Below are 12,155 nucleotides of genomic sequence, written 5' to 3'. Positions count from 1 at the left end.
GCGCAATACCTATCATGACCAACATTAACACTGACAAACTTTCCAGCGCCCGTTTTGCCGAAGCCACCGACGCTTTTGTAGAAGTCTTCACTGCCTCGGTCGATTTTGACCAACGCATGGCGGCGCAAGACATTCAAGGTTCCATCGCCCACGCCACCATGCTGTGTGCCAGCGGCATCCTCAGCACAGACGAACGTGATGCCATCATTGCCGGATTGACGCAAATTGGCGGCGAGATTGAACGCGGTGAATTCGTCTGGTCCATCAAACAAGAAGACGTGCACATGAACATTGAGGCACGTTTGACCGATATGATCGGCATTGCCGGCAAAAAACTACACACCGGACGTTCGCGTAACGACCAAGTCGCCACAGACATCCGCCTGTATCTGCGCGATGAAATCAGCCATATCAGCCGCGAATTGACACGCCTGCAAACCGCCATCGTCAACTTGGCGGAACAACACAGCGATACCATCATGCCCGGCTTTACCCATTTGCAGGTCGCCCAGCCCATCACCTTTGGACACCACCTGATGGCGTGGTTTGAAATGCTCAGCCGCGACTACGAACGCCTGCAAGATTGCTGCAAACGCCTGAACGTCATGCCCTTGGGCGCAGCCGCCTTAGCAGGCACCAGCTACCCGATTGACCGGCACATGACCGCCGGATTGCTGGGCTTTAGCCGCCCATCTGCCAATTCATTGGATTCGGTCAGCGACCGCGATTTCGCCATTGAATTTGCCGCTACCGCCAGCTTAATCATGATGCATTTGTCGCGTTTTTCTGAAGAGCTGATCTTATGGTCAAGCGCACAGTTTGATTTTATCGACATGCCCGATGCCTTCTGCACCGGCTCGTCCATCATGCCGCAAAAGAAAAACCCCGACGTACCTGAGCTGGTGCGTGGCAAATCAGGCCGCGTCACCGGGCATTTGGTCGCCCTGCTCATGCTGATGAAAAGCCAGCCCTTGGCCTACAACAAAGACAACCAAGAAGACAAAGAACCGCTGTTCGATACCGCCGACACGCTGATTAACTGCCTGCGCGCCTACGCCGATATGGTGCCGCATTTACGCGCCAAAAAAGCCAATATGTACAATTCCGCCAAACGCGGCTTTGCTACAGCGACGGATTTGGCAGATTATTTAGTCAGAAAAGGCATGGCTTTCCGCGATGCCCACGAAGTGGTCGGCTTAGCGGTTAGATTGGGTTTGGAAACTGAACGGGATTTATCGGAAATTTCGCTGGCGGAATTGCAGCAATTTTCCGCTTTGATTGGTGAAGACGTGTTTGGTTATTTAACGCTGGAAGGCTCGGTTGCCGCCCGTAAACACATTGGCGGCACTGCGCCGGAAACGGTAAAACAGGCTATTTTGACGGCAAAGCAGCAATTGCAAGACCGCTAAAAACAGCTGTTTTTACACCAGAAAAAAGTTGGGCTTCGGTCAATCCAAAGCCCAACCCATCACAGATTTAAAGCTTTGCAGCCAAGCCTTTCAGATAAGCCGAAAAGTCTTCTTTCAGATCTTTATGCAGCAGACCTAATTCAACATTGGCAACCAAGAAACCCAGTTTGGAACCGCAGTCGTAACGCGTGCCTTCAAATTCGAAAGCCAGCACTTTTTCGTCTTTCATTAAATCGGCAATGCCGTCAGTCAATTGGATTTCGCCGCCCGCACCGCGTCCGGTGTTTTTCAGTTTGTCGAAAATGGCAGGATTTAAGATATAACGCCCAATCACCGCCAAATTAGAAGGCGCGACTTCTGGCTTTGGTTTTTCAACAATCAGGTCAATTGGGCTGTAATTGCCGCACGATTCACCGGTTTTGACAATGCCGTAGCTGCCAGTTTGGGAAGGGTCTACGCGCTCAACCGCCAAAATGGACGATTGTGTTTCTGCATACAAGGCGGTCATTTGCGCCATACAGCCGCGTGTGCCGTCTTCAACCATATCGTCCGGTAAGATCACGGCGAACGGTTCATCACCCACCACAGGACGCGCGCAATAAACCGCATGGCCTAAACCTAAAGCTTCCGGCTGGCGGATAAAAATGCATTTGATGTGCGGCGGGATGATGTCACGCAACACTTTCAACAACTCGGTTTTGCCACGGGTTTCCAGTTCCACTTCCATTTCATAGGCTTTGTCGTAGTGATCCATGATGGCGTTTTTGCTGCGTCCGGTGATGAAGATCATGGTGTCGATACCGGCAGCCATCGCTTCTTCAACGGCATATTGCATCAAAGGTTTATCGACAATAGGCAACATTTCTTTGGCAACCGCTTTAGTGGCGGGCAAGAAGCGCGTACCCAATCCGGCGACAGGAAAAACGGCTTTGGTGACTTTTTTGTTCATTGATAAAGTTTCCTTGTTTGATGAAAAGTTAAGTGGGGAAAGAGCATCTTACAAAACCAAGCACGGCTTATCATAAAAGCCGATGCTGTCCATTTTACGTCAGCCTTTACAGAGCTACTGTTAATTTAGCCGCAAAACATGAACGGCAGGTTAAGCCGAAGGCGAATCTTGCAAACGCGTCAACCACGGTTCTTTGCAATCGGTGTCAACATGAAAGGCCAAGGTTTCCGGTTTGTGCAGCAAACCCGCTTCGCCCGAAGCATTGGGGTTCAGCTGGCGTTTTTCAATAAAATCGACCAAGCGGCGGGTGTTGTAAACCGCCAAAACCCGATGCCCGTATTTGTTACTGTAAATTTGGTAGGCGACATTGCTTTCATTGAACAATGGGTTACGTTCCACCAGCGCCGCAAGCTTATCGGCGTTACCACCGGCTATATGACCCAGTACCGAATCGGTGCGGCTTCCGATTTGGCTTTTAAAAAAATCTGCCAACGAATTGGATAATTGATGGCGCTGCAACGCACGGATTTCTTCATCGCTAAAATTAAAGCTTTCGGCAACCAGATAATGCCGATCCCTATCGCCGTCGTTGGCAAATAAGGAAATTTTCTCCAAAGCCAAATGCTGTAACGCGCCCAAAAAAGAACCGGGCGCGCGCAAATGTTTATCCACCGTCACCACCCACGGCAACGCCCGCCCCGTTTCGGTGAAACGCTTTTTGACGCTGGTAACCACCGCCGAACGCGGCAATTCATCCTCACGGCCTTCGGGTTTGACGATAAAGGCATCGACTGCCGTGACTTGGGTTTGGAAACCGGTATTTTTAAAGCGTTCGACAATTTCCGAATAACGCGGTTTATAAGGTATGCCGGTGCCGTCGTACAGCACATTGAAACGATGCTCGCGGGCATGGCTGGATACCAAGCTGCGTAAGCGGTTGGCAAAAGGCTCGACGTAAATGTAATCATCACTGTGATGCCCCGCCGCCGTCAGCACTTGGTAAAAATCGCTGAGTTTACGGAATTCGTCCAGCGAGGCGATGACAAAATTGTCACCACATTGCGCGGCGGCAATTTCTTCCACAGCCGTTTTGCCCGAACCGGCACCGCCCATCGACATAAAAAGCTTGGGTTGATCGACCGGCGTTTTGCCTTCAAAAATGGCCTGTTTGGCAGCTTCCAATTTTTGCGTGGTTTTTGCCAGACGCTGGTAGGCGATTTCCACCCCGCGCCGGAGACGTTCGTCGTCAGAAGCGGCGAGCAGCAATTTTTCTTTTAAAGCTTCGTTGTTCGCCAAATCAAAGATGAGGGCTTTGTCGCCTTCACATTGGCGCAGCAAATCCAACAGCTCGATATGGCCCGGCAGACGCAAACCCGTCAATATATTGACATCCAAACAAAACAACGGCACTGCGCCGTCTGCACCCACGGCAATGCCGTCAATATCGGTTTTGCCGGCTTCCCGCAAGGCATCCGTACCGGGCAAATAGGCGATAATGCTGTCGGGTGCGTACAAGGGATAATCGGCAAAATGCTTGCCGGCGACAAACAAATCGCTGCGGATGTTACTCAATGGCACCAAGCCGCCATTGACCGTCACCAAGCAATCGATGCCATCGCTGGTTTTGTGCGACAAAAACGGAATACCGAAAACGAATTTTTTGTTCTCTTGCCATTTGCCGTAGTCGTTGGGAAGATTTTGCAGGCTTTTGCTGCGTGTGGGATCGAGTGCGCGTTGAAAGGCTGCTGTGACGGCTTCGGCACTGCTATGGCAATCGTGCAAAGCTGATGGGTCGATGGCATCTAAACGTCTGAAATCGATGCCTTGTTCATAAACGGCTTTAAAAGCTGGCAGATTGCCCAAGGCGGTCATGAAGAAATCAAGGGTGATGCGGTTGCCGTAATTAAACGGCCTGACCGCACGCATACGCTGGTAAAACGCGCTGAGGCGGTCGGCAATGTCTTCGTTGCGGATGACAAAACCGTTGTTATCGAAAATGGCGGTGGCGCTGTTGTCATCATCGTCATCCAAAACCAAACGTTCGATGGCTTCGCGGAATTGCTTGCGCTTGTCAGGGTCGGGCATGGTGCCAGGGCGGTGGTTGACGGTGGCCTGTTCTTTCCAGTCGTAAAACAACTCGCGGTGGATGCGCGAAAACAAAGCCGTTAGATAAGTCACCCGTTTGGCTTGGTCTTGCGAGACCGTTTCTTCAATTTCCTGCTTAAGGGTAGACGTCAGCTTAACAGCTTGGGCAATTGCCAAAGCGGTCCGCAATTTGGTGAGTTGCCGGTAACTTTGGATGTGCGGGTTTGTGTCATCGTACATAAATCTAACCTGCGCTGGCCTAAACAATAGTCAGGCTGTTGCGTTTAGTCAGCCTTTCCGCTCTTAAATGGGGTCTGATGATAAACGTTTCGGACTACGGTTAACAATATGAAACACGACTTTTAATCCTAATCCCGCTTATGCACACTTGAAAGCATCTCCATTCCGTAACGATTGTCATCATGACATCCTATAAACTGGGGCATAAATGGGAATGTAGCTTGTGACGCTCCAGCGTTGCGTTTATTCGATTCACAACGCCGGAGCGTGGGAACTATGTCAATGAGGCGCTTTGAATTTTTTGGAGATTATGACCGTATTGTTAGCGCAGCATTTTTTAGGTGTATAGCGTTTTGGGTAAAAAAGGTTGTGCACACAAGGTTAGTTTGTTATTTTCTTGATTCAAAAAATGGTAGGTGAAAAATATACGCCGTTTTTTGAGTTTTCTATCACACCTGAAAAGGTGTTTACTTAACGTTGGGCTTGGATAAAATAAATGGCAACTAGTAAAGAGTGGAAAGAATGGCATTTGACTCCATCTGGATGGGTAGGTGGTTCAGAAAGAACAGACTTTGCGCCAAGTGTGAATATTGAACCACCAAATGATAGGGTTCTTAGTTGTCTTTATAAAGAAACATTACCATCACCATATAGTTCTTTAGAAACCTCTGCTGAAGTTACATGGTCGTCTGATGATAAAGAGCTAATTAAAAAATTTATAAAAGAGTTTGGCAAATGTCCGAATCATTTGTAGTCGAGTGTACAAACTTGTAAGGTGGATTCGCGCCAGCAATCCACCATTTCGAAACCATAGTATTGTATTAGGGATGGCGGTTTGCCTATCGGCGAAACCACCCTACTTCACTAAAGTGTTATTTTCTTGATTCAAAAAACGGTAGGTGAATAATAAACGCCGTTTTTTGGGTTTTCTATCACACCTGAAAAGGTGTTTACTTAACGTTAGGTATCCCATATGCAACCAGAAGAATCATCTCTACCCAAATCACTCCTTCAATACGAAGGAGTGATTTTGATTATTCTCACAGCAACTGCATATACTGCTTTTCTTGTTCGGGAAACGGGATACGCCGACCAGTTTTCTATTCCCCAAGAGCTAATTGCTACATCACATATTGGCTTGGTCTCCGCAGCTAAAGCACTTGTATGGGGTGCAATAGCCTATATTGGAAAGGTGAACCTCCTTTGGATTTTTGCGCCATACGGTGACCGCTTGCTTTTCTCTGTTTTTCGGAACGCAATTGGGATTAGCCTAATCGTAGGTTTTGCTTTGTACCCCTATATCGTAACTGGCCTTAGTTGGTGGTGGTTCGTTGGAATTATGGGATCCCTTGTCTTTTTATGGTTTGTTTTTCCACTTATATCGCAAAAAGATATCGTTGGATACGAGAACAAAATCGCCGAGCAAGCACGAATAGATTCCAGAGATAACGACATATACGCGCTTTTTCTTGGTAAATTCGACAGGGTTACTAAAATTACGCTGAAATTTGTTATCGCAATAATGGTGTTCGCGTATGGAGATGGTCGCCGTAGTGCCATTGAACAAGAGGAATTCAATGTGTTGGACGGTAGCTCAAATTTTGTCGTTCTCCGAATCTACGGAGATACTGTAGTTTCAGCGTCCTATGATCCTAAGACTCTTCAATTAGATGGCTTAGTCACAGTAGCGAAACTTTCCGAAGATAAAGGATTAGGAATTCGTCGGACTACTCTCGGAAGACTCAAAAAGGTAGAAGCAAAGTGATCTTGTTTCAATTTTGTCCAATTGATTTATCTTGTCATTGGCAGTTAATACCTAACTCGTAAGGTGGATTCGCGCCAGCAATCCACCATTTCGAAGCCATCGTATTGTATTAGCGATGGCGGTTTGCCTATCGGCGAAACCACCCTACTTCCCTGTGTCTACTCTTTATACACACACCATTTGCCTTTTTAAACCAGCACTTATCTGATAACAATTGGGTACAATAAGCGAATTTTTACAGCGCTTATCGTCACCATGTTTCTAATCAGGCCGTTTGTTGTCTTTTTCTTGTTTTTGTTAGCCTTTCCCGCCAGTTCGCAATCGCCAAACAACCATTATTTAGTCCTCAATTACCACGACATTGTTGAAAGCCAAGACCCCATCGACAGCATTGCCGTCAGCATCAAAAATTTCGTTGACCATCTGGATTGGTTAAAAAGCCACCATTACACCATCATCAGCACTCAACAATTGCTGGACGCTGCCGCTGGCGGTAAGCCGCTGCCCGAAAAAGCGGTGATGCTGACTTTTGACGACGGCTATAAAAGCTTTTACCAATACGTTTTTCCGCTGTTGAAAAAATATAAATATCCGGCAACGTTGGCGTTAGTGGGTGCGTGGATGGATGGCGACAACGCCCAAAGCAATCGCCCCAGCCAAGCCTTGATGACCTGGCCCGAAGTGCGCGAAGTGGTGGCTTCCGGTTTGGTGGAGATTGCTTCGCACAGTGACGATTTGCATCATGGCGTCACCGCCAATCCGCAAGGCAATGAACAAGCGGCGGTCAGCACGCGGATTTACGACAACGAATATGATGAATACGAAAAAGATGATGCTTATCGGCAACGGCTGTTCCAGCATATCGGCAAAAGCGCGGATTTCATTTTCCAAAATTTGGCGGTGCGGCCTCGGGTGATGGTCTGGCCTTATGGCGAATACAACGCCATCGCCGTTGATGCGGCAAAAATGGCGGGCTTGGGCATCACCATGAACTTGGAAGACGGCAGCAATACCTTGGCGGACATCAACACCATCAAACGCATCATGATTTATGGCAACCCCAATAGCCATGAGTTTGCCGAATTGATGACCAAACAACGCTTGTCGCGGCAGTTACGGGTGGCGCATGTGGATTTGGATTACATTTACGACGCGGACGAAAAGCAGACCGAAGCCAATTTGGCGCGCGAGGTTGAGCGCATTCTGCACAGCGGTGCCAACACCGTTTATCTGCAAGCCTATGCCGATCCCGATGGCGACGGCAATGCCGATGCTTTGTATTTCCCGAATCGCCATTTGCCAGTACGGCGGGATTTGTTCAACCGCGTGGCTTGGCAATTTAAGTCCATCGCCAAAATGAAGGTGTATGCCTGGATGCCGATTTTGGCGTATCAGGGCAACATCCCCGCAAAATGGTATGTAAAAGAATGGCGCGATGGCAAAGCCCAAGTGCCGCAGCATATTTACACACGACTTTCGCCTTTCAATCCAGAAGCGCGCCAGTTCATCAGCGAAATTTACGAAGACTTAGCGAAATATTGCAGCTTTGACGGTTTGCTATTCCATGACGACGGCATTTTGTCGGACTTTGAAGACGCGTCCGAGTTGGCGATGAACTTCACCCACGACGTTTGGGGCTTACCTGCCGATGTCGCTAGCATTCAAAAATCGCCGGCATTACGGTTGCGTTGGGGTCAACACAAAACCGCCTTGCTTGCCGAATTCACTGACAGTTTGACCGATAAAGTCCGCTATTACCGTCCTGGCATCAAAACCGCGCGCAACTTTTACGCCTTGCCCTTGCTAGAACCGCAAAGTGAAGAATGGTTTGCACAATCGTTTCCGGTGTTTTTGGCGCATTACGATTATGTCGCCGTCGAAGCCATGCCGTTTATGGAAAAGGCCAGCAATCCTGAGCAATGGCTAAAGCAATTGGTGGAAAAAACCGCGCAATATCCCGACGGTTTGAAAAAAATGGTGTTTGAACTGCAAACCACCGATTGGGAGAAGAAACAGAAAATCCCGATGGATACTTTCATCAGCCAACTGGAATTATTGAAAAAACTGGGCGCGAAGCATATTGGCTATTACCCCGACGATTTTTTTAACGACCAACCGGAGTTAAAACGCTTACAACCCGCGTTTTCCGTGATCGTGACGGACAATTAAAACAATGGGTGCATGGGTAGATTCGCTTAACCACTGGTTGACTAGCCAATTGTGGATTTGGCAAGAACAACTGGAAGCCATGCCTTGGCAAGCGCTTGAAGAAGCGGTGTCGCTGTTTGTTTTTTATTATCCGTTGATAATGGCCTACATTTGGATGATCGGCGGCAGCCTGTATTTTTTCCGCAAGGAATGGCGCAATCCGGCAATACTCAGCGCAACGCCGGAATTGCCCGACTACCCGCCCGTGTCCATCCTCATCCCTTGTTATAACGAAGGCGAAAACATCCGCGAAACCATCAGCCATTTGCTGCACCAGAACTACCCGAATTACGAAATTATCGCTATTAATGACGGCAGCAAAGACAACACCTTGGCAATCTTGCAAGAACTGGCGGCGCAACATCCGCAAGTGCGGGTGGTGAATTTAGCCAGCAACCAAGGCAAAGCGGTCGGCTTACGCACCGCCGCCTTACTGGCGAATAGCGAGTATTTGGTCTGCATTGATGGCGATGCCTTGCTGGCGGACAACGCTGTCGCCTGGATGCTGCGGCATTTTCTGAGCAACCCCAAAGTCGGCGCAGTTACCGGCAACCCGCGCATCCGCAACCGCTCCACCTTGCTCGGCAAAATCCAAGTCGGCGAATTTTCGGCGATTGTCGGCATGATAAAACGCGCCCAACGCAGCTACGGACGCATCTTTACCATCTCCGGCGTCATCGCCGCCTTCCGCAAATCCGCCTTGCATGAGGTGGGTTATTGGAGTCCAGACATGATTACCGAAGACATCGACATCAGCTGGAAACTACAATTGGCGGGCTGGCAAATCCCCTTTGAAACCCAAGCCTTATGTTGGGTGTTGATGCCGGAAACCTTGAACGGCTTGTGGCGGCAACGCAGCCGCTGGGCGCAAGGCGGCGTGGAAGTGCTGATGCGCTATTTTTCCTCGCTGTTCAACCGCCGCGCCTTGCCAATGTGGCCTTTGTATTTGGAATGCTGCATCAGCTTGCTGTGGTCATTAACGGTGCTGCTGTTGATTTTGCTAGCCCCGCTGCATGTCTGGCTAGACAATCCACAAGCCATGCTGGGCGATTTATCGCCGAGTTGGACCAGCATGTTATTAAGCCTCACCTGCTTGCTGCAATTTGCCGTCAGCCTCAGCATTGATGCCCGCTACGAACAGCAATCCGGCGGCAGATATTATTATTGGATTATTTGGTACCCGATTGTGTATTGGCTAATCAACATCGGCACGGCGGTGAATGGCTTCATTAAAGCCGTGCGGAAAAAACGCGGGCAACGCGCGGTTTGGGTGACTTTGGACAGGGGCTTAAAAGATCATGCAAAAACTCATCATCAATAAACCGCATTTGCAATCCAAGATGCAAAGAAGCGGGGCTTTTTGCGTCGCCGCCTTAAGCTGGCTGCTCTGGCTGTATTTTTTGTTACCGCTGCTGACCTTATCAGGCTGGCTGTTGGGAGTAAAAAGCCTGTCCAACGAAGTCCGCTGGTTCGGCGGCTACAAAACTTTGCTGGAATTGTTGCAGATTTACGGCGGGGTGGTTTTGGTGATTGCCTTGTTGTGGATTGTTTGGAGTTTGTTAAGAAAGGTCATTAAGCCGCCCGCCGCCAACGCTAAGCCCGTTGTTGATAACCAACAACTCTGCGGCTATTTTCAAATTGATGCTGAACAGTTGGCGCAAGGCAAAGCAGCCAAGTTAGTCACCGTAAGTTTTGATGACAGCGGGCATATTAAGGCGATACGTGAGGGTTAGGCAGGAGCGATACAGCACTGGAGTGAAAAAAACAGGTTTTTTCACCAAGCTGGAACGGGGTTGTAAGCTTTTGCGGAGTTCTTTGGGTAGGAAGCCCATCATTGGCGTCACTCGAAAGATGCGCTTCGTACATTTTATGCCCTTGGGTACAGCATCCTATGTAGCGCATCTTATCGCGTTTGACATAATTTAAGCGGTTTGTAATCTTAAGGTAGCGTGGTTAGGCGTTTTTTATTAATACCATTTTCCGTAAATGTTTGATGCCGGAATTGCTTTGCTACCTTTATGCAGATTACATGTTTCGCAAAGCAATTGTAAATTTGATATATCGTTTAAACCGCCAGAGATCAGGGGAACTATGTGATCAAAATGCTTTGAGTTATTTAAGTTGAGTAAACCGGAAATATTTTTCTGACAGTTGCTGCAAATCCCTCTGTCTCGAAAGAAAACGGCATTTCGTGCCCATATCGGAATATTCACACGTTTTAAAACACCGTCATTCTTGAAGTGCTTAATTTGACATTCCTGTAAATCTTGAGTTTTGATTTTCGCGATGTGTGCGCTTAATTGCTTATTGAAGTGATATAGAAAAGTTCGATTTATCAAAAGAACAAAAAATACTTCATCAGCAATCTTCTGAAGCAATTCTTTGAATGTGCCTATTTCATAAAGGTATTCATAGTATTCAAGTATGGTATCTTCATGCTCTAGCTTTTCTACAGTGAGAGAGTTTTTTCGTAACCAATCGTTGAACTCTAGGTGAGTTATCTTGTAGGTTTTTAGGGCGTCATCAACCCAAAGTATGTAATTTTTGTTATTTACAACGCTATCAAGAACAACATCATCGACTTCTTCTTCAAAATTCCGACGTACTACAAAAGCAATAAATTGGTGAAGAACGCTAAACTTTAAAAAAGGGCGAAACACATCACTTGAGAGGTCTTTTATAAAATCATCAAATATCTCAGACAGATCAAAACCGTTAAAAGCTAAGTCTTGAATCAGAGCGGCAAAACTATATGTGCCGTAATATTCCATTCGAAAAACGCGATGTGGCATTGAATACTGACTTGATGTTTTATAAAACCCCAACGGCTGGAAGACTTACTTAACAGCCTCACTCATATAATCCCTCAGCAAAGTATTAACCAACACCTGATATTTGACATGTTTTTCACTCGCTTGCTTTTTTAAAAACAACAAAATATCGTCATCTAGCTGAAGTGTTGTGCGGATTTTTTTGGGTTTATAAAAACGCCCACGAATCCCGTCGCTAAAATCATAATTATCGTCCAGCTCGAAATCGTCAAAGCTGGCACGTTGTTCAATATCTTTCATAATTTGCCCTCTCGTTTGGATTCGCATGTCGTGCTGAAATGATGCGGATAATTTCTTCGCCATCATCGGTAAAAAAAAGATTGGCGACAACTAAAATATGCCCTGTTTGGGTTGCGCCAATGGTTATCCATCGCTCTTCAAAATAACTAAATCGGTGATCCAATTTTGAAATTTGTAAGGGATCATCAAAAACCTTTTGGGCTTCTTCAAAAGCAACACCATGCTTTTGTTGATTTAGCTTATTCTTGTTTTTATCCCATTCAAATTGCATGAGTTTTTGTTGGTAACTGATTGTTTAAAAAGTATACCACATTAAAAAATCGCTTCTGAATATAGGCCGTTCAGCAAAGCGTGGATTACCAATGCTTACGTTTGGACGTGTTCACTGTATAAGATGTGCCGACGATAGGAGGCGCACCATTCGCGTC

Annotated in this window: 11 protein-coding genes; 6 read left to right on the top strand and 5 right to left on the bottom strand. The window is 47.3% G+C overall.

Going from position 1 to position 12,155, the window contains the following annotated elements; all coding sequences use genetic code 11:
* Positions 1-14 precede the first annotated feature (14 nt).
* On the top strand, positions 15-1,409 hold the full coding sequence (gene argH / locus ACYQ1O_RS14480; protein WP_459992725.1) for an argininosuccinate lyase: 1,395 nt from the start codon (positions 15-17) through the stop codon (positions 1,407-1,409).
* Between the two features lie 67 nt (positions 1,410-1,476).
* On the opposite strand, the gene galU is transcribed toward argH, so the two are convergent.
* Both galU and ACYQ1O_RS14470 read right to left on the bottom strand, forming a co-directional pair.
* Positions 1,477-2,358 carry a UTP--glucose-1-phosphate uridylyltransferase GalU gene (galU, locus tag ACYQ1O_RS14475; protein ID WP_459992724.1) on the bottom strand — a complete coding sequence of 294 codons (882 nt, stop codon included), beginning with the start codon at positions 2,356-2,358 and terminating at the stop codon, positions 1,477-1,479.
* Between the two features lie 150 nt (positions 2,359-2,508).
* Complete coding sequence (locus tag ACYQ1O_RS14470) at positions 2,509-4,683, bottom strand: zeta toxin family protein (RefSeq protein ID WP_459992722.1); 2,175 nt, start codon at positions 4,681-4,683, stop codon at positions 2,509-2,511.
* A gap of 496 nt (positions 4,684-5,179) precedes the next feature.
* On the opposite strand from ACYQ1O_RS14470, the gene ACYQ1O_RS14465 reads away from it, so the two are divergent.
* The 5 genes from ACYQ1O_RS14465 (at position 5,180) to pgaD (ending at position 10,389) form a co-directional block, all read left to right on the top strand.
* Positions 5,180-5,437 carry a hypothetical protein gene (locus ACYQ1O_RS14465; RefSeq protein WP_459992720.1) on the top strand — a complete coding sequence of 86 codons (258 nt, stop codon included), beginning with the start codon at positions 5,180-5,182 and terminating at the stop codon, positions 5,435-5,437.
* 219 nt (positions 5,438-5,656) lie between these two features.
* Positions 5,657-6,448 (top strand): hypothetical protein, encoded by a 792-nt coding sequence (locus tag ACYQ1O_RS14460; protein WP_459992719.1) that lies wholly within the window; start codon positions 5,657-5,659, stop codon positions 6,446-6,448.
* Positions 6,449-6,703: 255 nt separating this feature from the next.
* Positions 6,704-8,617, top strand: coding sequence for a poly-beta-1,6-N-acetyl-D-glucosamine N-deacetylase PgaB (gene pgaB, locus ACYQ1O_RS14455; protein ID WP_459992718.1), 1,914 nt, complete (start codon positions 6,704-6,706; stop codon positions 8,615-8,617).
* A gap of 4 nt (positions 8,618-8,621) precedes the next feature.
* Entirely contained in the window at positions 8,622-9,977 is a 1,356-nt protein-coding gene (gene pgaC / locus ACYQ1O_RS14450; protein WP_459992716.1) for a poly-beta-1,6-N-acetyl-D-glucosamine synthase, read from the top strand.
* Entirely contained in the window at positions 9,955-10,389 is a 435-nt protein-coding gene (gene pgaD, locus ACYQ1O_RS14445; protein ID WP_459992715.1) for a poly-beta-1,6-N-acetyl-D-glucosamine biosynthesis protein PgaD, read from the top strand. The genes pgaC and pgaD overlap by 23 nt, the downstream gene beginning before the upstream one ends.
* 234 nt (positions 10,390-10,623) lie before the next feature.
* Here the strand turns inward: pgaD and ACYQ1O_RS14440 are convergent, their stop codons facing one another.
* The 3 genes from ACYQ1O_RS14440 to ACYQ1O_RS14430 form a co-directional block, all read right to left on the bottom strand.
* A complete protein-coding gene (locus tag ACYQ1O_RS14440) occupies positions 10,624-11,427 on the bottom strand; it encodes an HNH endonuclease (protein ID WP_459992714.1) in 804 nt (267 codons plus the stop codon).
* 66 nt (positions 11,428-11,493) lie between these two features.
* Positions 11,494-11,727: a BrnA antitoxin family protein gene (locus ACYQ1O_RS14435; protein ID WP_459992713.1), complete on the bottom strand. Its 234-nt coding sequence runs from the start codon at positions 11,725-11,727 to the stop codon at positions 11,494-11,496.
* Positions 11,714-11,998: a BrnT family toxin gene (locus ACYQ1O_RS14430; RefSeq protein ID WP_459992711.1), complete on the bottom strand. Its 285-nt coding sequence runs from the start codon at positions 11,996-11,998 to the stop codon at positions 11,714-11,716. Before ACYQ1O_RS14430 ends, ACYQ1O_RS14435 begins: the two co-directional genes overlap by 14 nt.
* Between the last annotated feature and the right edge of the window lie 157 nt (positions 11,999-12,155).

The sequence above is a fragment of the Methylosoma difficile genome (assembly GCF_054657615.1).
Note: the sequence above shows the minus strand (reverse complement) of the source record. Positions and strands in the feature narration are given on the sequence as shown.

Coding starts and splice junctions, on each gene's coding strand:
- pgaC (WP_459992716.1), top strand. CDS start 8,622: ATGGGTGCATGGGTAGATTCGCTTAACCACTGGTTGACTAGCCAATTG.
- ACYQ1O_RS14460 (WP_459992719.1), top strand. CDS start 5,657: ATGCAACCAGAAGAATCATCTCTACCCAAATCACTCCTTCAATACGAA.
- pgaB (WP_459992718.1), top strand. CDS start 6,704: ATGTTTCTAATCAGGCCGTTTGTTGTCTTTTTCTTGTTTTTGTTAGCC.
- ACYQ1O_RS14440 (WP_459992714.1), bottom strand. CDS start 11,427: ATGGAATATTACGGCACATATAGTTTTGCCGCTCTGATTCAAGACTTA.
- argH (WP_459992725.1), top strand. CDS start 15: ATGACCAACATTAACACTGACAAACTTTCCAGCGCCCGTTTTGCCGAA.
- ACYQ1O_RS14470 (WP_459992722.1), bottom strand. CDS start 4,683: ATGTACGATGACACAAACCCGCACATCCAAAGTTACCGGCAACTCACC.
- ACYQ1O_RS14435 (WP_459992713.1), bottom strand. CDS start 11,727: ATGAAAGATATTGAACAACGTGCCAGCTTTGACGATTTCGAGCTGGAC.
- ACYQ1O_RS14465 (WP_459992720.1), top strand. CDS start 5,180: ATGGCAACTAGTAAAGAGTGGAAAGAATGGCATTTGACTCCATCTGGA.
- galU (WP_459992724.1), bottom strand. CDS start 2,358: ATGAACAAAAAAGTCACCAAAGCCGTTTTTCCTGTCGCCGGATTGGGT.
- ACYQ1O_RS14430 (WP_459992711.1), bottom strand. CDS start 11,998: ATGCAATTTGAATGGGATAAAAACAAGAATAAGCTAAATCAACAAAAG.
- pgaD (WP_459992715.1), top strand. CDS start 9,955: ATGCAAAAACTCATCATCAATAAACCGCATTTGCAATCCAAGATGCAA.